The sequence below is a fragment of the Arthrospira sp. PCC 9901 genome, assembly GCF_059013425.1.
The window spans coordinates 2,304,518-2,327,152 of record NZ_CP102296.1 but is presented as its reverse complement, the minus strand read 5'-3'; the positions used below and the strand labels follow the sequence as shown (position 1 = coordinate 2,327,152).

General features: G+C 44.4%; 23 protein-coding genes. 11 read left to right on the top strand and 12 right to left on the bottom strand.

The features are described from left to right. Window positions 1-100: 100 nt before the first annotated feature. On the bottom strand, window positions 101-319 hold the full coding sequence (locus NLZ44_RS10150; protein WP_048894936.1) for a DUF2949 domain-containing protein: 219 nt from the start codon (window positions 317-319) through the stop codon (window positions 101-103). Between the two features lie 714 nt (window positions 320-1,033). Here NLZ44_RS10150 and rsmA point away from each other — a divergent pair. From rsmA to NLZ44_RS10135, 3 genes are read left to right on the top strand one after another with little or no spacing between them, the layout of a single operon-like run. Then, the gene (gene rsmA, locus NLZ44_RS10145; protein ID WP_046320012.1) at window positions 1,034-1,858 is read left to right on the top strand and encodes a 16S rRNA (adenine(1518)-N(6)/adenine(1519)-N(6))-dimethyltransferase RsmA; all 825 of its coding nucleotides are present in this window, start codon (window positions 1,034-1,036) and stop codon (window positions 1,856-1,858) included. A gap of 41 nt (window positions 1,859-1,899) precedes the next feature. Then, window positions 1,900-2,847, top strand: coding sequence for a 4-(cytidine 5'-diphospho)-2-C-methyl-D-erythritol kinase (ispE, locus tag NLZ44_RS10140; RefSeq protein ID WP_111891970.1), 948 nt, complete (start codon window positions 1,900-1,902; stop codon window positions 2,845-2,847). Between the two features lie 30 nt (window positions 2,848-2,877). Next, window positions 2,878-3,246, top strand: a complete 369-nt coding sequence (locus tag NLZ44_RS10135) for a DUF3082 domain-containing protein (RefSeq protein ID WP_315641916.1) — start codon at window positions 2,878-2,880, stop codon at window positions 3,244-3,246. A gap of 59 nt (window positions 3,247-3,305) precedes the next feature. Here the strand turns inward: NLZ44_RS10135 and eno are convergent, their stop codons facing one another. From eno to NLZ44_RS10110, 5 genes are all read right to left on the bottom strand, one after another. Then, entirely contained in the window at window positions 3,306-4,580 is a 1,275-nt protein-coding gene (gene eno / locus NLZ44_RS10130) for a phosphopyruvate hydratase (RefSeq protein ID WP_006621239.1), read from the bottom strand. Window positions 4,581-4,615: 35 nt separating this feature from the next. Beyond that, window positions 4,616-5,623 (bottom strand): 2-hydroxyacid dehydrogenase, encoded by a 1,008-nt coding sequence (locus NLZ44_RS10125; protein WP_493752680.1) that lies wholly within the window; start codon window positions 5,621-5,623, stop codon window positions 4,616-4,618. Between the two features lie 171 nt (window positions 5,624-5,794). Continuing rightward, window positions 5,795-6,196, bottom strand: coding sequence for a ribosomal maturation YjgA family protein (locus tag NLZ44_RS10120; protein WP_493752679.1), 402 nt, complete (start codon window positions 6,194-6,196; stop codon window positions 5,795-5,797). A 2-nt stretch (window positions 6,197-6,198) separates the two neighbouring features. Continuing rightward, window positions 6,199-6,732, bottom strand: a complete 534-nt coding sequence (locus NLZ44_RS10115) for a hypothetical protein (RefSeq protein WP_493752678.1) — start codon at window positions 6,730-6,732, stop codon at window positions 6,199-6,201. A gap of 31 nt (window positions 6,733-6,763) precedes the next feature. Further along, window positions 6,764-8,104, bottom strand: a complete 1,341-nt coding sequence (locus NLZ44_RS10110) for a tetratricopeptide repeat protein (RefSeq protein ID WP_493752677.1) — start codon at window positions 8,102-8,104, stop codon at window positions 6,764-6,766. 75 nt (window positions 8,105-8,179) lie between these two features. Here NLZ44_RS10110 and rimM point away from each other — a divergent pair, with 75 nt between their 5' ends. Beyond that, entirely contained in the window at window positions 8,180-8,818 is a 639-nt protein-coding gene (gene rimM / locus NLZ44_RS10105) for a ribosome maturation factor RimM (protein WP_493752676.1), read from the top strand. A 70-nt stretch (window positions 8,819-8,888) separates the two neighbouring features. Here rimM and NLZ44_RS10100 read toward each other — a convergent pair whose 3' ends face one another. Together NLZ44_RS10100 and NLZ44_RS10095 are read right to left on the bottom strand one after the other, a co-directional pair. Continuing rightward, the gene (locus NLZ44_RS10100) at window positions 8,889-9,341 is read right to left on the bottom strand and encodes a helix-turn-helix domain-containing protein (protein WP_006621233.1); all 453 of its coding nucleotides are present in this window, start codon (window positions 9,339-9,341) and stop codon (window positions 8,889-8,891) included. Window positions 9,342-9,414: 73 nt separating this feature from the next. After that, entirely contained in the window at window positions 9,415-9,600 is a 186-nt protein-coding gene (locus tag NLZ44_RS10095) for a hypothetical protein (protein WP_006669854.1), read from the bottom strand. 99 nt (window positions 9,601-9,699) lie between these two features. Between NLZ44_RS10095 and NLZ44_RS10090 the strand changes: the two genes are divergently transcribed. Beyond that, window positions 9,700-11,766, top strand: coding sequence for a TolC family protein (locus NLZ44_RS10090; RefSeq protein WP_006621231.1), 2,067 nt, complete (start codon window positions 9,700-9,702; stop codon window positions 11,764-11,766). 144 nt (window positions 11,767-11,910) lie between these two features. Then, entirely contained in the window at window positions 11,911-12,210 is a 300-nt protein-coding gene (locus tag NLZ44_RS10085) for a 2Fe-2S iron-sulfur cluster-binding protein (RefSeq protein WP_006620154.1), read from the top strand. Between the two features lie 77 nt (window positions 12,211-12,287). Here the strand turns inward: NLZ44_RS10085 and NLZ44_RS10080 are convergent, their stop codons facing one another. The 3 genes from NLZ44_RS10080 to NLZ44_RS10070 form a co-directional block, all read right to left on the bottom strand. Beyond that, entirely contained in the window at window positions 12,288-12,764 is a 477-nt protein-coding gene (locus tag NLZ44_RS10080; protein ID WP_493752675.1) for a universal stress protein, read from the bottom strand. Window positions 12,765-13,105: 341 nt separating this feature from the next. After that, entirely contained in the window at window positions 13,106-13,633 is a 528-nt protein-coding gene (locus NLZ44_RS10075) for a thylakoid membrane photosystem I accumulation factor (protein WP_493752674.1), read from the bottom strand. Window positions 13,634-13,944: 311 nt separating this feature from the next. After that, complete coding sequence (locus NLZ44_RS10070; RefSeq protein ID WP_111890754.1) at window positions 13,945-14,175, bottom strand: hypothetical protein; 231 nt, start codon at window positions 14,173-14,175, stop codon at window positions 13,945-13,947. Between the two features lie 30 nt (window positions 14,176-14,205). Here NLZ44_RS10070 and apcA point away from each other — a divergent pair, with 30 nt between their 5' ends. From apcA to NLZ44_RS10050, 4 genes are all read left to right on the top strand, one after another. Then, a complete protein-coding gene (apcA, locus tag NLZ44_RS10065; RefSeq protein ID WP_006617276.1) occupies window positions 14,206-14,691 on the top strand; it encodes an allophycocyanin subunit alpha in 486 nt (161 codons plus the stop codon). Window positions 14,692-14,775: 84 nt separating this feature from the next. Then, window positions 14,776-15,261, top strand: a complete 486-nt coding sequence (apcB, locus tag NLZ44_RS10060; RefSeq protein WP_006617275.1) for an allophycocyanin subunit beta — start codon at window positions 14,776-14,778, stop codon at window positions 15,259-15,261. A gap of 250 nt (window positions 15,262-15,511) precedes the next feature. Next, window positions 15,512-15,715 (top strand): phycobilisome linker polypeptide, encoded by a 204-nt coding sequence (locus NLZ44_RS10055; protein WP_006621706.1) that lies wholly within the window; start codon window positions 15,512-15,514, stop codon window positions 15,713-15,715. Window positions 15,716-16,137: 422 nt separating this feature from the next. Then, window positions 16,138-16,998 (top strand): hypothetical protein, encoded by an 861-nt coding sequence (locus NLZ44_RS10050; protein WP_493752673.1) that lies wholly within the window; start codon window positions 16,138-16,140, stop codon window positions 16,996-16,998. Here the strand turns inward: NLZ44_RS10050 and NLZ44_RS10045 are convergent. After that, window positions 16,995-17,753: a phycocyanobilin:ferredoxin oxidoreductase gene (locus NLZ44_RS10045; RefSeq protein ID WP_493752672.1), complete on the bottom strand. Its 759-nt coding sequence runs from the start codon at window positions 17,751-17,753 to the stop codon at window positions 16,995-16,997. The genes NLZ44_RS10050 and NLZ44_RS10045 overlap by 4 nt on opposite strands. Window positions 17,754-18,100: 347 nt before the next feature. Between NLZ44_RS10045 and NLZ44_RS10040 the strand changes: the two genes are divergently transcribed. Continuing rightward, window positions 18,101-22,399, top strand: coding sequence for a DEAD/DEAH box helicase (locus tag NLZ44_RS10040; RefSeq protein ID WP_493752671.1), 4,299 nt, complete (start codon window positions 18,101-18,103; stop codon window positions 22,397-22,399). The last annotated feature ends 236 nt before the right edge of the window (window positions 22,400-22,635 follow it).

The window sequence follows — 22,635 nt, the reverse complement described above, 5'->3', positions numbered from 1 at the left end:
GTTTGACAGTTAAAGCGCCATCATAGCCAGAAACTGGGTTTCTATGACCATCTTGGTGAGACCATCAAAAACCTAGAAACCCCGTTTCTGCTTTTATATCTCAATAAGCTGTTGCCAGCCAATCAAAGATTTTCTCAAGTTGTTCAAGGGTCACAAGTCCATATTGCCAAAGTGTCATCGATAGGGGACTTGGATCAGGATACTTATGTTTCTCTTCTGACCGCTTATGTACCCTCTGTGCCGCCTCAATAGAAGCCTGGGAAATTGATAAGTCTTCTGTTAAAAAATTCAGAAATTGTGCATATTTTGTGGGTGTCAATTTTGGTTTCACCTCCTAGATAGTAGACACCACCTGATCTGTCTGTTGACTTCGCAAAGAAATCCAAATCTATGGCTGTTGTATACGTTGATTAAGCAACTAGCGCAAAGCATACCCACCCCTTAGCACCAGGGGTAAAAGCCCACCAGTACCGTAAGCCGGGTTCACTGCTACGAACCTACATCGGTCTCTAATTAAATTCCGCAAGATTTGAAAATCACGGCGGACTTTCATTGGTGAGGTAGCAGGATCTTGATATCTTCCGCTCTACAAACTAACCGAATTAAGCGGCTGATTCTGCTACTGGTTCCGTTGATTGATTAAGTCGGATATTTGCCATATCCCTAACAGAAGTTAGACCCTATCAATCACTAGAATCATTCACCAATAAGCGTGCATATAATGAGTTGACCATCCTTAATTTGTGGATTGAAGCGCAACTCGAGCAGACCTCCGCTCGCTTCTCACACCTAACTATTGTAGAACTGAGGTGTTGACTGAAAAGGCAACAAAACAATCTACTAGGAACGGTATCATATCACATAAATCTGAATTTGGGTAAAAATTTGATGTCGGCTTGGAGATTTCTGTAAACTTTGATGCAATTGCGCCAAATTCTCAGACCTAGGCTAGGACCACGGGAATCAATAACAACCAATTGATGGCTAATTCCTGATATCCTAATCATCGCAGTATCGTGGACCTACCTGAACTATGCCTTCCCCCCAACCTCGGAAACGATTTGCTCAACATTGGCTACGCAGTCCTGCGACCCTGAACCATATCCTAGAAGCTGCGGATCTATCTCTGGGCGATCGCATCTTGGAAATTGGACCGGGAACAGGTATATTAACAGAACGGCTACTCCCCAAGGTCAGCTCAGTGGTAGCTGTGGAAATTGACCGCGATCTTTGTGTTCAACTAGCCAAAAAATTTGGCAAAATCGATAACTTCCTATTGCTACAAGGAGATATCCTCAACTTCGACCTGAATGCACACCTGAGCGGATTTCCCAAATTCCAAAACCCCAATAAGGTAGTGGCGAATATTCCCTATAATATTACCGGACCAATCATCGAAGGGTTACTGGGAACTATTGCTAAACCGGCAGTTAAACCCTTTGATGCGATCGTGCTACTGGTACAGAAAGAAGTAGGCGCGCGCCTCTGTGCTAAACCCAGTTCCAAAGCCTTTGGAGCCTTATCAGTCAGAGTCCAATATTTAGCCGAATGTGACTGGATCTGTCATGTCCCCGCCACAGCCTTTTATCCGCCCCCTAAAGTCGATTCAGCCGTAGTCCGCCTGCGTCCTCGTCCCATAGCATCCCCCGCCCAAAACCCGCAACTTCTTGAGACCCTAGTTAAATTAGGATTTTCTACCCGTCGCAAAATGTTACGCAATAACCTCAAAAGCCAGGTAGAACCGCAAACATTAAACCAACTGCTGGAAACATTAGACATCAACCCCCAAGTCCGCGCAGAAGACCTCAGCCTACAACAATGGGTTCAACTCAGTAATTTGCTATTAGCCCCTCAATAATCAATGATAAACTTGCCTTGTGTTACCTTACACTACTACTAATGCGTTCTGTCACCTTAATTGCTCCCGCCAAGATTAATTTGTATTTAGAAATTATCGGATCGCGCCCCGATGGTTTCCACGAACTCGCTATGGTCCTGCAAACTATCAGTTTAAGCGATCGCATTACCATTAACCCTATTGGTATAGATGCCATTACCATTCGCTCCAACGACCCTAGCCTCCCCAACGACCATAGTAACCTCGCCTATCGCGCAGCAGCCTTGATGGTTAAACAATTCCCCGATATGATGGCGCGTTATGGCGGTATCGAAATCGAAATTCACAAACGAATACCCGTAGCCGCCGGACTCGCGGGCGGTTCCAGCAATGCGGCGGCGGTGTTGGTCGGTTTAGATTTAATCTGGGATCTCGGTTTAACCCAAGATGAACTACAAACCCTAGGCGCTGAAATTGGTTCTGATGTTCCCTTCTGTATCAGTGGCGGAACAGCCCTAGCTACCGGACGGGGAGAGGTACTATCACCCTTGCTGAATTTAGATAACTTATATGTGGTCCTCGCTAAGTTCCGTAATATCGCTATATCCACCCCTTGGGCTTATCAAACCTACCGCCAGCAGTTCAGCAGTTCATACATTTCTGAAGCCGATGATCTGAAAAGTCGTCAGCAACGGGTGCATTCAGGACCTATGGTAGCAGCTATTATGAAACGTGATGGGGCTAAAATTGGTCAGTTGTTGCACAATGATTTAGAGAAAGTCGCTTTACCTGAATATCCCCAAGTCGCAGACCTGCGAGATGCCTTTATCGCCCAAGGAGTTTTGGGCGCGATGATGTCTGGTTCCGGTCCGACCGTATTCGCTTTAGTGGAGAGTCAGGCGGAAGCTGACCGGGTTTCCGATGCTGTCCAAAATCAAATCGCTAATCAGAATTTATTATTGTGGACTACTAAATTTGTCTCCACAGGTATTCATTTGGCTGAATCTTAAACTTGCCTATTTTTTGAGAGTTCATCAATTATGTCTGATCTGCCTGAAAAATCATCAATTTCTACTTCTGATTCCGGCGACCAGTCTCGCCGTGACTTATCGCCGGATTTATCATCAGTCAACCCCTTTCAGGTGCTGATGGGAGGATTGCTTTCTGGGGGTTTTGCGATCGCCATGTATTCCTTAACTGCAGCGATCGCTCACACTTTTGCCAACCAAAACATCTATTCCGATAATCGAACCGCCCTGCAAATTTCCATAGCCATTCGCACCTTAGTAATTGGGGGTGCTGCCTTAGTTACCGGAATATTTACCATCGCCTCTTTGGGTTTATTAGCCTTAACCGTCCAAGTCTTATTTGTCCGATTAACCCAAAAAAATTCCGCCTCTGAAAAATAGCGAACAGTGGAGACAGTCAACCCCTGGTCTCCACCGATTTCGCCTTACTTAATTATACCTTACACAAAGGCAGCACGACCCGCGAACTTAGCAGCCTTTCCTAAGTCTCGCTCAATGCGTAGCAGTTGGTTAAATTTAGCCGTCCGTTCACCGCGACAACCCGAACCAGTTTTGATTTTACCTGTGCAAGTTGCCACCACCAAATCCGAGATAGTAGTATCTTCCGTTTCTCCTGAACGGTGGGACACAAAGCACTTGTAATTATGTTTTTTCGCCAACTCAATTGTATCTAAAGTTTCCGTTAAAGTCCCAATTTGGTTAACCTTAATCAGAATTGAATTAGCAATTCCGGCTTGAATACCCTCTGCCAAAATAGCCGGGTTAGTACAGAATAAATCATCCCCCACCAGTTCCACCTTATCACCAATGGAATTAGTTAGCACTTTCCAACCATCCCAATCATTTTCTCCCATACCATCTTCTATGGAAATAATCGGGTATTGATTAGCCCAACTTTTCCACAATTCCGCCATTTCTTCAGGAGTCTTAGTAGATTGATCTGATTTGAAAAACAGATATTTACCATCTTTCCACAATTCCGAAGTGGCTGGGTCGAGACAGATGGAAATATCCTCACCTGGCTTATATCCCGCCGCCGTAATCGCCTCTAAAATACACTCAACCGCCTCATCATTAGATTTTAAGTTAGGCGCAAATCCACCCTCGTCGCCAATTCCAGTGCTTAATCCTTTCTTTTTCAACAGCGATTTAAGACTATGGAAAGTTTCCACACCCATACGGATAGATTCCGCAAAATTGGGGGCATTATGGGGAGCAATCATAAACTCCTGGAAATCAACAGTATTGTCGGCGTGAACCCCACCGTTAATTACATTCATGCAAGGAACGGGCAATACACAAGCGTTGCTGCCCCCTAAATACCTATATAGGGGAATTCCTAAGTAATTAGCAGCCGCGCGCGCTACGGCTAAGGAAACCGCTAAAATTGCATTAGCCCCCATTTGGGATTTGTTGGGTGTGCCGTCCAGTTCAATCATGGTTAAATCAATTAACCGCTGTTGGGTGACATCCATACCAACTAAAGCCGGGGCTATACGATTATTGACATTTTCAACGGCTTTTAGAACCCCTTTGCCGCCATAGCGTTTCGGGTCGCCGTCTCGTAATTCTGCTGCTTCTTTTTCTCCCGTTGAAGCGCCAGAGGGAACTAAGGCACTCCCACGGGTTCCGTCCTCTAAAATTACTTCGGCTTCCACGGTGGGGTTCCCACGAGAATCAAGAATCTCGCCAGCAATAATTTCGTCAATGTACATTAATTTCTCCTTAATTGATTAAGATGGTTTGATGGTTAATGAGGTAGTTTAACCGGATTGGTTAGTGGTTTGCCTTCCTCAAATTCACTAATATTCGCCATGGTGGTTTCGGCAATGGCAGTTAGGGCATTTTGGGTAAAAAATGCCTGATGACCTGTAATCACAACATTCTGGAAAGATTGGAGTAGCTGAAATGTATCATCTTGGATAATTTCATCGGACCAATCTTCAAAGAAAAGTGTTTCCTCTTGTTCATACACATCAATTCCCAAGTAGCCAATTATCCCGGATTTTATCCCTTCAATGACAGAAACTGTATCAACCAGAGGTCCGCGACTGGTGTTGATTAACATGACCCCTCGCTTCATTTGAGCGATCGCATTTTGGTTAATAATGTGATGGGTTTCTGGTAATAAGGGACAGTGCAGAGAGATAATATCTGACTGTGAAAACAGTTCCGGCAAATCTACATATCGGGCATCTCCTAACTTGATAAAATCATCGTTAGGGTAGGCATCATAACCCAAAAGATGACAGCCAAAACCGTGCATAATCTGAGCGAAAATCATCCCGATTTTGCCAGTGCCAATCACGCCAACGGTAGTACCATGTAGGTCAAAACCTAGTAAACCATTCAGGGTAAAGTTATCTTCCCGGACTCGGTTATAGGCTTTGTGCAGTTTCCGGTTTAATGTAAGGATTAAACCCACAGTATGTTCAGCTACTGAATATGGTGAATAAGCTGGAACCCTAACTACAGAAATACCTACTTCTTCTGCTGTTTTCAGGTCAACATTATTAAATCCAGCACAGCGCAGGGCTATTAATTTAGTGCCATTGGTTGCTAAGGTTTTTAGGGTGGTGGCATCTACTTCATCATTCACAAAAACGCAAACAACCGGAAAACCAGCGGCTAAGGAGGCGGTTTTCGCCCTTAACCTGGTTTCAAAGTAAACTAACTCATGGGGACTTCCTCCTTGGGCATTAGCCGCATCAAAGAATTTAGTATCGTAGGGCTGGCTACCAAAAACAGCAACTTTCATAGTCAAGTTATAAACCTCTTCAACAATTGTCCCTACTAGCTTACCAGGCGATCGCCCTAACTTGGTTGCTTACTTGACCGTATTATATGGGATAGGTCAAGGTATTGAACTTAAAAAAAGATTAAGAAAATCTCTATTGAGCAGAAATTTTGTAGGCAAATCTTGATAGTATTATTGATGATTTGGTAGTCCGATCTTATTTCGGACAGTAATTAATACTAAAGCCGCCAAGATACAACCTATAGCATAATAAAGAAAGTCCCACCAATCAAAGGTAGTTCCTAATAGGAGTTTACCGATAATATGCGATCGCATCATCGCCAAAATGGGCGGATTCCACAATTGCATAAATTCCAAAATTGAGGTAACAATAAATACCCCCACCGCTACGGATATGGGGGAAAGATGCGGCCAGATTAATACCACTAACCACACCCAAAACATCTCATAAAATATCGAGGATACGGAATCGTTAATCCACCCATCAAACGGCCCGCTATAAAATTTACTAAACCAGCCAATGGCAATCACAATCATTAAACACATCAAGATTATTAATCGATAGCGTTTCATGATTATTGAACTTCTAAATGTTCCGTTTCTACAGTAAAACCAGAGTTTTTTTCATCCTCAATAGATAAAGATTGAATCTGGGATGCAATTACCTCTATTTGTACCTCGCTAATATTGACATTAGCATCAAGTTCATCAATAATATCCTGAGCATTTTCGGTCATATATCTAATCTGTTCCAGGATTTCTTCTTTATAGGCTTCTAGGTTTTGGCAACAGGCTTGAACCTGTTGCGCTTGTCGAAAAAACCAGACCAAAATTGTGATTGATATGGTACTAGGAATTAACACAGCTATCAATATCCATGTATTCAAAAAAGGATTTAACCGTTTCCTGGTATGGTTAACTTCTTTCTGGATTAAAGAGCGTTGAGTCGCCGAATAACGGTTAATAAAAGAGGGATTTTGCGCCCAGATTTCTGTCGGGTTTATCTCCTGAATTTCTGACGGTATAGCTGCGGATGATACCCCCGAACCACCCATCAATAATAGCAATCCTGCCACCATATATAGATAGGCTTTAGTCAAATTTATCATGGTATGTAACCCTCCCAATACCTAAATTTAATTATTTAGTATTCAGCAATTTTTGAAATTTTTGTTCCTGACAAATGCCCGCAAAATCAGGTTCTTGTTGAGCAAACTTTTGCACGGCATCTGGGTTAATCCGCATGGCGCGTTTAAGGTTTTCGATCGCCAATTCTCGATTCCCCTTGAGGGCATAGCAACGAGCCTTATTGTACCAGATTTTATAAAAATGAGGACGAATTTTAGCAGCCTGATTATAAGAAGCGATCGCCTCGTCATACTGTTCCAAATTCATCAAGGCTTGACCGCGATTATTCCAAGCATCTAAATAATCAGGTTTTAAAGCGATCGCCCGGTCATAGGAAAAAATCGCGGCTTGATAATAATTAAGTTTCCCTAAAGCCACCCCACGATTACTCCAAGCATCAGGATAATCTGTGCGAATTTGGATGGCTTTTTCATAGGAAGCGATCGCCTCTTGATAGCGCTTGAGTTTGGTTAACACCACCCCTCGATTATTCCAAACTTCCGCCAAATTAGGCTCAAGTTTTAACGCCTGATTATAAGCTGCCACAGCCGATTCTAATTGATTTGACAAAAATAACTTTTCTGCCTGTTTAGCCAGCTCATGAGCCTCAGCTATGATGCGATCGCGACTAGGCGTTTCTGGTTCTTTTTCCTTATCCTCAGAAGTCTCAGAAGTCTCAGCCGTCTCAGCCGTCTCAGCCGTCTCAGAAGTCTCAGCCGTCTCAGGAGTCTGAGAATTAGAATCATCAGATATCCCAGCGGAATTATTAGCGATCGTGTTTTGGGTAGTCTCCGAGACTTGCGAGACTAGGGAATCCTCAGTCTCCGACTCAGGGACTTGAATCATAGTTTGCACCTTGAGACTCTCGATAGCTTCATCAGCCTTAGTAGTATTTTGTTCCAATTGATAGAGAGTATTTCTCGCCTCATTAATACTGTCTTCAATTTGACCAATAGCATCAGCTTTCAGGCTCTCAATTTCTTGCTGAACAATAAATACTTGATCCGTCAACTTAGCCAGCAAAAACCAGACTCCCACCCCCGCAATAGTTGGGAGCAAAAATAGGAAAACTAGCACTAAATTCAATAAAACCAGAGTGCGGCGAAAAGAACTATCTACCTCAGTTTGAACACGATCGCGCAATTCCCAGTCCGACTCAGTTACCGCCTGAGCTACAATGTGGGAACTCGACCTAGACCCGTCCCACTGTAGAGGTTCCACAAAAATTGTAGTCGTACCCAAAGATAGTAAAATAGGAATGACAGCTAAACTAGCTTGTTGTTGTGGGATACGATGCTTGATAGTTCCCCCCGGTAGGGAGAAAATGGGAACTTGTCGAGAACTCCGCGTCATAAGTTACTAACCCAATGCTGGTTAAAATGCTGAAATCTTATCATGTGTTGTGTCGGGGTTCAGGAGACTGGCCAAATGTCTGATTGGATCGAAATTGGTAAAATTGTAGCTGCTCAGGGTTTAGATGGCGAGATGCGGGTATATCCAAATTCCGACTTCCCGGAAAGATTTATCGAACCCGGAACCCGCTGGCTACAAAAACCCGGACAAAATGAACCATCACCCGTAGAACTTCTGGGGGGGAGGTTTATTCCTGGAAAAGGACTCTATGCTATTGAAATGGTAGGGGTCGAGACCCGCGAACAAGCGGAAGCCTTGCGGGATAGTCGCCTATTCATTCAATATGGCGATCGCCCCCATTTAGACGATAATGAGTTTTATGTATTAGACCTGATTGGCTTAGAAGTCTTTAATCAAGACACCCAAGACATGATCGGTACAGTTATTGATGTCATCCCCGCCGGAAATGACTTGTTAGAGGTCCAGTTAAATTTTACCCCCACCGAGGAAGACCTCGCCGCCGATACAGAACGACAAGCTAAACTAGAGAAAATTCCCCAAAATAAACGTCGCAAGCGCCATTTCCAAACCAAAGCAAAGCAACCCAAAACCGTATTAATTCCCTTTGTTAAGGATATCGTCCCCGTTGTGGATTTAGAGAATCGCCGTTTGGAAATCACCCCTCCCCAAGGCTTAATCGAATCGCAAACATAGCCCCCCTCGAATATTATCAGGTAATACTAGAGACCAAGTAGGCCTTGGCTCCAGGGCTGTGCTCAATTCATTAATTATCAATTGTTCGTTTCCGACGCTTCCCTTTATTGTCAATATAGCGCTGTACTTCTTCCCGAGATGTCACCCAAGCATCAATAGTATTATCCCAGGTAAATTCTATGTAATGTCGCTTCCTAATAGTCTGCACTCGCTGAAACGAAACATTAAGAATGCGGGCTACATCAGCCTGTCGTAGACTATTACTAGGCTGTGATAAATTAGCCTTAACAGTTTTGACATCTTTGAGAGAATCCAAAGAACTTAACTTATGTTGCATCAAATTAATCGAGATGGCGGAAGGCTGAGAATGTCCATTTTCCCAGCGGTTAATAGTTTGTGCAGATACACCCAGAAATTCCGCCAGTTCAGCTTGGGACAACTCTAAATCTCCCCGGAGTTGACGAAGCAGTTGGGGGATATCCTGTAAATTTTTTTCGGAGAACGATATCGGTTTCATCATCATAGCAGGTGTGGGATGGAGCAATTTTGTAATAGTCAGGCTGACAGCTAACTAATTGGCAGCCCCTATATTCAGGTTAAGATAAATTCCCAGAAACACCAACAGTAATTTCTCGGACATTTCTTGAATTGTGAACACCAATCACTGCTAAAATGTCCGTAAAAATACGGAGATTTTGATTGGCAAAAGCGATCGCATTAATGAAAACACCCCTCAATGCCCCATCTGACAACGCCCCCAGGCCTGTGAAAATTACCATCATTCCCGAAAATGGCGATTAATATTGGGCATTTTCGAGTAATACTTCAACCTTGCTTTAAAATGAGTTCTGGACTTGCAGACTGAGTATATTGAAAAAATTATGCCTGTTCTTCGCTATTTGATGGCTGTGGGAGTGAGTGGAGCAATTGTGTTGTTCAATGTTGGGCAGGGAGAAGCAGTGCCTTCGCCTGTTGAGTCCCAGGATAGCTTATCTGACCATCCTCTAACTCAAGAATCAACTCTCAAGCAAAAACCAACCAAATTTGTAGCCTCACCAACTGCTCAAACCCCCATTACTGACCATGAACCTAACGACACTAGCCTTGTAGCTGGTCAAATTGACCCACAGACTCCAGAATTGTCTTCCCATGACACCATTGGAGAAACCTTGAGTAACGACGGGTTCATGGAAACCCCCCCCAACCTGCTGGGAAAATATGAGGCTAAGTCTCCTAACCATGATGGGTTAGCCTTAGAATCAGTAGACTTGCCGGGAAAATATCAGGCTAAGTCTCCTAACCATGATGCGATCGCCCCCTCAACTGATGTAAACTCCGCCACAGAGGTATCTTCCGAAAGCCCCTCACAAGAAGTGGCTATCAGTAACAATTCTCATGGTCAATCTGCGATCGCAAATAATCTGACAGCACCAGTACAACTGTCCCAAGTAGATACACCAGAAATTCAAATCCCTGACTTGACACCCCCTACCGAGCCATACCCCCAAAGGTATCCAGATGGAACCTTACGCACTGAACCACCTTCAATAGTTTTACCCAGCACTAACCCCCTGCATTTTCCCAGTCAACCTGGGGAAGTAGAAATCGAAGAAACCGTTCCGATTACCCTAGAACAAGCATTTGATTTGGTGCGGCGCAACAGCCCAGAAATCCAAGTTCTACAACTCCAGGTTGAGCAAAATCTCGCGGGGTTGCGAGTTGCTCAAGCAGAACTGTTCCCTTCCCTATCATTCACCTCCAGCTTGACCCGTTCCGAAACAGCAGGAGCCACCATATCCACCCGCGCCCAAAATCGTCGGATTCGCAATCAACGCCGTCAAGCCGCCGCTAGAGGTGAAGTTGACACAACCTCCTTTCAGATCCCCTTTGGATCTACCAGCTTTGATAACTCCCTGCAAATTCAATATGATTTTGGTTTAAGTGGAGCCAGAGGATCGCGAATTAGAGAAGCCGAACAGCAACTGCGAGCCGCAGAGTTAGAACTCGAACGGGTGATTGAAGAAAGTTATCTTAGCGTCGCCCAAACCTACTATAACCTACAAGCCTCCGATGCGGAAGTCGAAATTCAGCGCGCCGCTGTTCGCAATGCTCAAAAAAGTTTGGAGGATGCAGAAGCCCTCGAACGCGCTGGGGTGGGTACTCGGTTTGAGGTTTTACAGGCTCGTGTTACCCTCGCCAGCACCCAGCAGGATTTGACTAGCGCTATTAGCACCCAAAGAACATCTCGGCGCAATCTCGCTAGCCTATTAAATGTCAGTCAAAATGTCAATTTAGTCGCAGCAGACCCGATATCCTTGGCGGGAACTTGGGAATTTACCCTCAATGAAACTATCATCCTCGCCTATAGGAATCGCCCCGAGTTGGAAACACAGTTAGTTAACCGTAATCTAGCTGCAGAAAGACGCAGACAGGCTTTATCTGCAACTCGACCTAATTTAACTGGTTCCGCTAGTTATAACGTTCTTGGACAGCTTTCTGATGACGCTAATCGCTTTGCGGCTCAGGGGTGGGCTGATGGTTATAATGTTCAACTACAGCTACGTTGGAATTTCTTTGATGGGGGTGCGGCTAGGTCTAGGGCTAGACAACAGGAACTTGGTATAGCGATCGCTGAAGAACGCTTTTCCCAAACCCGCAACCAGATCCGCCGAGAAATTGAAGAGGCCTTCTTTAACCTACAAGCTAGTTTTGAGAACATTGGAGTTGCTAACTTAGGCGTTGAGGAGGCTACAGAAGCTCTCCGATTGGCTAGACTCCGTTTCCAAGCTGGTGTCGGTACTCAAACTGATGTCATTAACCAAGAAACTAGCCTCACTCGCGCCCAAAACCAGTTGCTCAGAGCAATTATTGGTTATAACCGCGCTCTGGCTCAATTGAGGCGATTTGTTAGCAATCTCCCCGATAATATCCTTCAAGATCAACCTTAACTGCAATTCACTTGTCCAAGGATGTCGGTTTCCCCAAAAACGGATTATTTGGTAGACACTTTGGGAAACTTCCTTTCCTCAAAGCCTTGTCCGATAACAACAAAATCTCTGTCAACCTAACCTTCCTAGATTCAAAAATTCATCATGGCTAACATCAATTTTGTCAACGAAAACCGCGAAGTTATTGCCGCTGATGGCGCAAATCTCCGACTCAAAGCGATGGAAAATCAGATTGATTTGTATACCTTAAAGGGAAAACTCCTCAACTGTGGCGGCTACGGTCAATGTGGTACTTGTATTGTGGAAGTAGTTGAGGGTATGGAAAATCTCTCCCCTAAAACTCCGGTGGAAGAACGAATGCTCAAGAAAAAACCTGATACCTACCGCTTGGCTTGTCAAACTACTGTTAATGGCCCGGTAAGTGTTAGAACTAAACCTAAATAGATCCGTTTAAACTTACCGGGACTCTGTTCCCTAAATTGGGCGATCGCTATTTGATTTCGTTTGATCTTAATGTTTTCTTAATGGCGATCGCTACTCTGTACTACTAAAACTGAACAGGGGGCGCGATGAACCACAAAGTTGCTCACACTTCCCAGCAACGCCTCAATTACCCCCTCGTATCCCCTGCGTCCTACCACGATTAGATCCGCATTCCAGTCTTTGGCTATTTGACAAATGCACCGCCCCGCATCCCCCATTTTCCAATTCCAGTCAGCAGTGATATTCTGGTCCGTAGCACGACGAGTGCAACTTGTTAGCCAACTGCGGATCTGGTCCAGTTCACTCTCTAGCCGATCCTGCATAATTCGCGAGTAACGAGCAATATTAGTCGCATGAAGATCGCTAAAACCATAGGGGTCCGGTTCGCTCACCTCCAGACGGTGAAAAATCATTAGTTCCGCTGAGTTGTTTTGCGCTAGTTCCATCGCCTGCTCTAAAACCAGTTCGCTATGATTCGATCTATCTAGCGCTACTAAAATCCTATGATATCCCATGATTTAACTCCCTTTGATACCCTACTTCTCAAGGGCGCGCGCTCAAGGGTTCTGGCTCATTGTTTCCCTCCTTCGTCTTCCTGAAGCAATTTAACAGGAATCTCACACCCGACTCCGTTACTCATCATCTATAAGATTTCTGAAACTAAGTCTTGGGGAAAACACGCTTACGGGTACACCCTATAACAACCCTACAGAGGCAGGAAAAATAACCGATTTTAAATTCACTTTCGTATCTATAATAACATTTTTTTCGGCAAAAACCTTGTATTTCTCAAAAAAAAACGAACAGTTGACCACCAGCTATCAACTGGCTATCAACTGTCCACCATCTCCCCTGGTTAGTTATCCTTTACCAGTTCACTATTAATCTCATTAACGGGTTTGCGTCGCAGTTCTACAGATTTCTCACGGGGTAATAAGTCGAATACTTCCCGGAATACATCATCTACCTTTTCATAGGCGACTAGCCCTACCTCATCTAACACGACATCTCCTGATTGGTCAATTATCACTGTTTGGGGAACATATCCTCGATAGTAATGACCCGGTTCCGTGGGAGGTAGGGACGAGTCCATGGGGATTGAATCAATATTAACTGGGATAAAGTCCGCAGCCCTTCCGTAATACTCTTGCAGTTGCGATACTGTTGTCGAAAATACTTTGCAGTCGCGGCTGTCGTCCAGGAAAAAAACTAGCAATGCTGGTTTATGGAGTCTCAAAGACTGGGACAGTTCAACTCGTGGCGGCACCAGAGACCCATTACCGCCATAAAGAGCAAAAATGTTGCCATCAAACTTATCATCGTCAATATTTGCTAAAGCTGGACCAGTTCCCAGGGTAAATGTTAGCAAGGCAGCTAAGGCCATGATTAGTAAGCCCCTGGGTATGAGTCGGAGGTTGAATGTTATTGGGTTGGAGTTCAGCACTGTCATCAGTTAATTGAGAGTCCTAGCTTTCGGAATTGTTACAATCTTTTAACGCCATTTTACAACAGCGATCGCCAAGATTATGACCCGAATATTCAGCCAGTATCGGGAAAATCACCGCCGGATTTGGCCATCTACCTCAGTCCCTCGTACCGAATTATTAAGTTTTTCCCCATGAAATGTTAAAAACTATTACAAATATACTAATAATGTGAACATAATGCCTCAAAATACATTTCGAGGTAGTCATGTCATGAGGTTTCATTTGGGGGACCAAATAGGGACACCCGAAACTCGTGGCGGCGTATAATCAAATACGCCCGATCGCGATCGATAAATGACTCGGCAATCTTGGTAATAGCCAAAAGTTGCCTGCTCAGGAGAAGTTGCCTCCTAACCGCCACCTGTGGCAGGTTAAATGGTACTTCCCAAAGCTGAGGAGCCACGACACCGGGCTGACCGAAAGTCGTAGGCTTCATCATGAACACATTAGCTAAACCCTGTGGTAGAAAATGAGTATCGTTACCAAATCCATCGTCAATGCAGACGCTGAAGCGCGTTATCTGAGCCCTGGTGAATTAGATCGGATCAAATCCTTTGTTACCTCTGGCGAACGCCGGGTTCGGATTGCTGAAACCATGACAGGTGCTCGTGAGCGCATCATCAAGGAAGCAGGAAACCAACTTTTCCAAAAACGTCCTGATGTAGTCTCTCCCGGTGGAAATGCCTACGGTGAGGAAATGACTGCCACCTGCCTGCGGGATCTAGACTACTACCTGCGTCTGATCACCTACGGAATTGTTGCTGGCGATGTTACCCCCATTGAAGAAATCGGGGTTGTAGGTGTTCGCGAAATGTACAAATCTCTTGGTACTCCCATCGAAGCAGTAGCTGAAGGTGTACGGGCTATGAAGAGTGTAGCCACTTCCCTGCTGTCTGGAGAAGACGCAGCCGAAGCAGGTGCTTACTTCGACTACCTAATTGGTGCAATGTCATAAGCACTGGCGATTATCTCTTATTAATCGACCAAGATTCATCTAAACAATTCCTAGATCAAGCGACCATTAGCAAACGAAACCATCATGCAAGACGCAATCACTTCCGTAATCAACTCCTCTGACGTTCAAGGTAAATACCTGGATGCTAGTGCTATCCAAAAACTGAAAGCCTATTTCGCTACTGGTGAACTGCGCGTTCGTGCCGCAACCACCATCAGCGCTAATGCAGCTAACATCGTTAAGGAAGCAGTTGCTAAGTCTCTGCTGTACTCCGATATCACCCGTCCCGGTGGTAATATGTACACAACTCGTCGCTATGCTGCTTGCATCCGTGACCTGGACTACTACCTCCGCTATGCTACCTATGCTATGCTGGCTGGCGATCCTTCCATCCTGGATGAGCGTGTACTCAATGGCCTGAAAGAAACTTATAACTCTTTGGGTGTACCCATTGGCGCTACCGTTCAAGCTATCCAAGCTATGAAAGAAGTTACTGCTGGCTTAGTTGGTGCTGATGCTGGTAAGGAAATGGGCATTTACTTTGATTACATCTGCTCTGGCTTGAGCTAAGACTGCTCACAGAGGAAGCTAGAATGTAGTCATCCCCTTTGGAAATACTACAATCTTGGTTCTTCAATTCCTATAAACTTAGGGCCAGGGAAGTCTGAAGTGAGTGCTAGACCGCCAAAGGCTTGTCTGTATCAGTTGATAAGTTTTAGCGAGCTAGTATTGGCTTATGACTCCCGGCCTTTAGTCATTTGATAAATATTACTGTCAAATACTGTCAAAATTGCTGACTTAACTCAGGAGCAAGATAATCATGAGAGTTTTCAAAGTAACAGCTTGCGTTCCCAGCCAAACACGGATTCGCACTCAGCGTGAGTTACAAAATACCTATTTCACTAAGCTGGTTCCCTATGACAACTGGTTCCGGGAACAGCAACGGATTATGAAAATGGGTGGAAAAATTGTCAAAGTTGAATTAGCCACTGGGAAGCCGGGAACTAATACAGGACTGCTGTGATCATAGTGGAAACGCCAACCGCCTTGGCGGTGTGGCGTGTTTAGTTCACCCGCTCAATTTCGCTACAATTGCGATCGGGTGTATATATGCCAATAGCAATCAGCGCTATATATCTAAAAATTAATTTAACTTCATCTTTTTGGGCACTTGTGGCTAGGTGGGCTTGTATATTGATGGCCCCGTTTCTCACCACCACGAGTGGCTTTTCTGCTTGTATAATTAGAGAAATACACTTGACCAACAGAACTAATCACCTATCACGAGTAGATCTAAGGGGTGCGTTTGGTCACTTCTTCGCTCAAGTCCAGGAAACTGCTAGTTCCGAAATCCCTTCGAGAAATGCCTGTCCCCCGGCTCAAATAGTCAATATTTAAATGTAAAATTCCCGTGGGGGAGTATGTCAACCTTATTGATGATTGCTGATGGATAATAGTACAAATTTCGTTGAATCTATATTAGCACAAACTCCTTCCGAAAATCCTACCACTGCTCTGAGTAATAAAGTAACCTCAGAAATGTTGTGGATGGGCGCTACTGGTTTGATGCTAATAATACTGATTGTAGTCTCAGTCATTTATAACTCTAAAAACAAAGGTCTTGCCAAGCAGTTGAAAATGGAGACCTTTAGAAATAAAGAACTCCATAAAAAATATAAATTAGCCTTGGCGACTATTTCTAAAATGGAGAAAAACCCAGACTTAATTCACTCAAGGGAATTTAACCTTGATTATCTGAGGATGAGAATGTCTGAGGATGTTTTCCATTATGCCATCATTGTTCAAATTAAGATGAAGGTCAAACAGCAAATCGCTGTGGCTCTGCGACCTACACAGGCGGCTGTGGGAGAAAAAAGTAATGCTGGTCAAGGTCGCCAAGTCGATTCAATTTTTGATGTTGAATACGAAACAGGAGACCCTGAAAATACCAAAAAACGGGTATTATTTCGGATACAAATTAGGTTGATGAAATTACCTACGCAAGCAACTTCAACGACTATTAATCAGATTATTGACTGCTTGGAAACCTATTTGAGTCCCTCGGATGACCATGATACTTGGCAACCTACAATTCAGGGGAGAATTGCCCATATTGAATGGGACCAAAAAGCAAAACCTACTCCCCTATTGGTGTTAGAACAATCTAACGAAGGCATGAATGTTACGTTCCGTACTAATCGGAAACTCCCGGAAAGTCAGGGTAAAACTCCCTTACCAGCATCAGGTCGCAACAAGTCTAAACGCCGTAAAACTGCTTCGAGTGGTAACACTCATTTTACCCCCTAACTGTGGCTGGTCTCAGTTTCAGGAGTATCAAATAAAACCGTAGTCATATAGCGTTCTGCCCATTCCTCACCAAAGGCTTTTTCGAGGACGCGCCTGGTCTTATCGTTTTGCTGTTGTTGTTGACAGTAGTGCCGTTGTGCGTTGATCATGTGAATTTGTTGCTCTGGGGAAACTGGAGTTTGAGCGATCGCACTTTGACAGTGTAGTTCCATATAAGTCTCAACCCGACTCAGAAACAAGTCCTCCTCCTGCTCATTCACCGGACGCACAAACAGACAAAACTCGGAAAAAATATCCCCCCAGGCGGGAATATCACGGGGTTGAGAAAACTGATTTTGGGGTAATTCTTGCAGGACTCGGTGATAATTTTCGGGTAAAGTGCGATCGCCATTCATGGGCGACAAATCCACAATCGCCGCCCCAATTCTACCACGTCCCCCCACCAAATCCGTACCAAACATAGGCAGAGCATAGGAACTGCGGGGAAACATCACGCAATGGAGAATATCCAAACCACTACCCACCTTAGCCAATTCCAAGTGCATCTTACGAAACTGTGGAGTTTGATAGCAGCGATTTTCAATAGTCAACCTTTCCCCTTCTAATCGCCCCTCAATATATCCTAAATCATCAGGCAGATGATAGGGTTGCAGATCCAAATACTGACCCCACAGGCGTTCAATACTGTTCGCCAATCTACTAATTAACGGGTGTTGTTGTTCCCGCAAAGAATTTTGGTTGTAAGTTGATTGCATTCTAAAACCTAATTAAAACAGTCGTTCCCAAAAAAACAAGTTTTGCATATTTAAGTCCCCCTGAACATCTTTAATTGATACTATGTGCATCCAAAGGGAAGCGTCAGCCCAATTATTTAAGTAAACCCCCCACAGCCCAATTTATGTTCAGCGCGAGACAAGCCGCAGCAGTTTCTGAAACCATACTCCTGCTTAGGTTTCAGCCTATTACCTTAGACCTGAGCCGGAATGTTTCGGACACTGACACAGCCATTATCACACAATTAGTGGGTATCTGTAAGTATAATTAGTTAGATTTGGTGTAATTCGTTTGCACCCCCTGGGTTAATTGGAAATCCGCAAGATCTATGTATATTTACACTACCCCCAGGTTTGATCAGCAAGCCAAACAATTTGGTATTCAGGGTCAGATTGCCGAATTAGTAGTAGCCATTCAGACCCAGGGCAGTTCTGCTGTCCATGCCTATTTTAACTGGAATTATCCCTATCTGAAGCGACCTGTCCGTAATCTCAGACTACTGGGGAAAATCTTTCCTTTTAAGAATGAGCGAGTATTGTGTTTACTGGATGTTTTGACTAGGGGGGGTAATGAATATGAGTCTTTTCTGCAAAACCCCGAAGACTACGGGAAAAAGCATTTAGACCCTCTAGTTGATTATACTGATCTGGAAAATAGTATCAAAGGCCAAAAAGAAAGACAAAAAGGGCCTTTACGTCAACAATTTTTACCAGAAATCTATCAAGGTTGGCTACAACGACCTACCTGGACTCGCAACACAGACGATCGCATTATTTGTGAAGGTGAGGTCTGGGTCAAACAATTTCAGCAGCAGGAAACTCGCGACCAATGGCAGAGTTATGGTGAAATTGTCCTAGCCATTGTCGAAGGACAGGAGGAAAAACAGGACACTCCCTGGCCAAATTTATACTTAACCCGTAAACCAGACAGTAGTAATTATGTCCTCTATAGCCATTTAGAGACAGCCGACGGCTTACCTCGTCGGGTAGTGTTCTTAGTAGCCAGTTTTGATAGTCCACCCCAGCCCGGCGATATTGAGGCGGTGCTACAACAGACCCGTCTGTTAACTCTTGACTTTCCCCAGGGTATTTTTTCCAGACCCATTACATTTGATATTCTCTCCCGTTATACCCGTCGCGCTTATCCCGATTATTTAGTCCTAGACCCAGCACTTTGGCTAGAACTCGAAGCCGAATCAGGTATTAATTTAGCCCTTTCTGTGGAAGAAGAAAGAATTTTACATGAACTTTCTAGCCCGGATTCGGAAAATTCTCTACCCTTATTTATTAATGGTCGCGCGGGGAGTGGCAAATCAACCATGTTGGTTTATTTGTTTGCTGAATACTGCGATCGCTACCGCAAACTTTACGCTCAAAAACTACCCGAAAAAGTCATTAAACCACTGTTTTTAACTTATAATGAACGTCTGTTAACTCGCGCCCGCCAAGGAGTAAACAAGCTCCTAATAACTAACTCTAAATTCATGCTAAACAGCAGTAATCTGGAGAAAATGCCCCCCTTAGACTCTTGCTTTCAATCCTTCCAAGATTTTCTAATTAATTTACTCCCCCCAGAAGAAAGCGACAAATTTGATCGCGATCGCTATATCTCCTTCTACGACTTCCGCCAACACTGTACCCATCGCCAAAAACGCTACTCTCCCGAATTATGCTGGCATATTATCCGCACATTTATCAAAGGCTATAGCCTCGTCACTCAAAACGATGAATACATGACCCCAGAGGATTATGATGATGTTCCTCGCCGAGAAAAAACCATTTCCTCAGAAGTCTTTGATGCCATTTATAGACAGGTATGGCCATGGTACTATAAACTAACCCATGATGGTGGCTATTGGGATGACCAAGACTTAATCCGGCGAGTCCTGCAAGTCCAAGGTGATAACCTCCCCAAATATACAGCCATTTTTTGTGATGAAGCCCAGGATTTCACCAAGTTAGAACTATTGCTAATCGTCAAACTCTCTCTATTTTCCGACTCAGTTATGTATCCCCCCATTCCCAGTTTACCCTTTGCCTTTGCGGGGGACCCATTTCAGACCCTTAACCCCACCGGATTTCGTTGGCAAAGCGTCAAAGCCACATTTTTTGATCAGGTAATTTCTCACCTAGATCCTGACCAAAAACTCAATCTAGGAATGTCATTTTATGAACTAGAATCTAATTACAGATCCAGCCCAGCCATAGTCAAAATGACCAATTTAATTCACCTATGGCGGCATCTAGTTTTTAAAATTCCCCAACTCAAACCCCAGGAAGCATGGCAACCGATCGCCAATGCTCGTCATCCCCAAAAATTCATCTTTGGTCAGCGTAATTTTTCCGTGAATGACCTCAAACGCCACATCGAAAAATCGCCCATTTTCATTGTACCATGTGAAGCCCACGGCGAACTAAAATATATTAAAAACGATGAATTTTTATCCTCCTTATATCCCCTAGCCAGCGAAACGAATCCCCCCAAAAATGTGTTAAGCGCCATTCAAGCTAAAGGCTTAGAATTCCCCCTAGTAATTTTATATAAATTTGGCGAACAGTTTGCCAAGGAATTTGGGCGATCGCTTTGGGATTATATCAATTTAGACCAAGAACATCCCTTAGAATTAGAGTATTTTTTCAATAAATTATATGTAGCAGCCAGTCGAGGAATCACTAACCTAATAGTCATTGATACAGAAGCTGGAGACCGCCTCCTCTGGCAATATGCAACCACAGACTCGTTGCACCAATCTGCATACCAACTAGAACAATGTTTAGCTGCATCAGACGATCGCCAAATTTGGTACGGCTATATAGGCGGTTTAAATTGGGGCGATAGTCTCGAAAATCTCGATCTCGATCACCGGGAATTACAAGCCCAAGAATTTGAAGAAAACGGCCGAATGCAGAAAGATCCAGTTTCCCTGCGACGGGCTAAACAGTTCTATCTCGAACTCGGAAAGGAACAAGAAGCCCTACTATGTGAAGCCTGGGCTCTGAGATTCGATCGCCGATTTCGAGAAGCCGGGCTATTGTTCTATCGCCGTGGTGAAAATGACGCAGCCTGGGAATGTTTCTGGCATGGTCTATGTTGGCAAGCCCTACTCAACTGGTATCACCAATTCCCTGAATCAAGACCAGCAGAACGTCCCCTAGTAGAATTCATGGCAACCCCCACCAAAACCTTAGCTGTGGTCCTTGCATTTACCCTGTTTTTAGAAGAAGCCCTAGCCCAAAAATCTACTACCGACCCGGGAACAGTCAGTTTATCCAATTATGTAGGATCAAATGCCAGTACCCAGTATAGTTCTCATAACCCCCACCTCGGTTCTCGCACGCCGGACCACAACCGCAAACCCTGGAAAGCTGCCATTTCTGAATATGCCAGCAGAATCAAACGTTTGATGGCCGAAAAGCGATTATCTCTCCCTGTGTGGCAAAGATTTGGTGATGTATTGGAAGCCTTGGACGAAGCCAAATATGATGGTCTCCTAGATATTGCTGGAGAATGCTTCTATCGAGCTCAGAACTTGCGGCGCGCAGTCCGCTGTTGGCAGCGTTGTGGGTCTACTGACCGACGGGAATATAATATTGCTCTAGCTGATGTGTTAGGCTTCCCAGAAGGTTTGGCTTATTTGGAACGAGCCGGAAATAGCGATCGCATTATTGCTGAATGGGAACGCGCCGGTCGTCCCGTCACCGCCCAGTGGTTAAAATATGGCGAATGTGTTAGACGCGCTTTACTTGCACAAAATCGCTACCGTGACTGGGTAGAATATTTGATGCGCTCCCGACAATGGTCTGATGCGATCGCCGCCTTAGAAGAGTGTTCTCCATCCGAAATCAAGAGCTTACAGTTTGAGTTAATCCGACAACTGGCTCGCTCTAATTTGACCCCACAACAGGTCCGCATTGCTCGCTCTCGCTATATGACCCTCATAGACCAAGTATTATCTAATTCCGATTGGAAAACCTATCTAGCAGTTCCCGAAGTCGGCATAGTCCTCGAAAGAATTGGCGATTTGGTGCGGACTTTACGATTTTATGAGCAGTTTGTTCAAGCCGAAAACCTGCATTTAAAGGTGTTTGCTCGACAACGTTGGATTGTTAATAAAATTAAACAGCAAAATTATGCGGCCAACGTTGACACTAGGCGGGCTGTCGCTATTCAGGAGGAGATTAACCGCAAAGCCTCTGATTGGAGGATTGATTTAGACGCTTTACCTACCGATCTGCCACCCATAGACCGTTTGACAGTCCATAAATCCCAGCAAGGCGCTATCAATCTTGTCCAAGGGTTGCCCCCTGGAGTGCAGCTAAATCTTTCCTCTTCCGATGGTCATGCTTATAGTTTCCGTATTGATTCCATTGAAGTGCGGGTCGTTAAACGCGATCACCTCCTCAAGGCGACAATTACCGATCTGCATACTCTCAAGAGTCTACAAATCGAGGTTGATAGTCGCGGCGGTAGGGTCTGTATTGGCAATATGTTTGTCGAAGCGGATGATGGTCAGCGTCTTTTGTTTCAAGGTCCTGTTACTGGTTGTAGTGGCGCGATTATCTATCGTCAGAGTCCCCCATTGGTTCAACTAAAGTTACCCAATCACCCTGATACTATTGTTTTTTAGCAATTTGTTATCTTTGGGCGTGCATCACATCCCTAGGGGCGGGTTCTCCCATCCATCCTCTATTTCACCAGAGTCTTCATAACCCGCCCCTATAAAGTTACCCAATCACCCTGATACTATATACTATTATTTTTTAGCAATCTGTTATCTTTCCGCGTCCATCACCATCCGTAGGGGCGGGTTCTCCCATCCATCCTCTATTTCACCAGAATCTTCATAACCCGCCCCTATCCTAG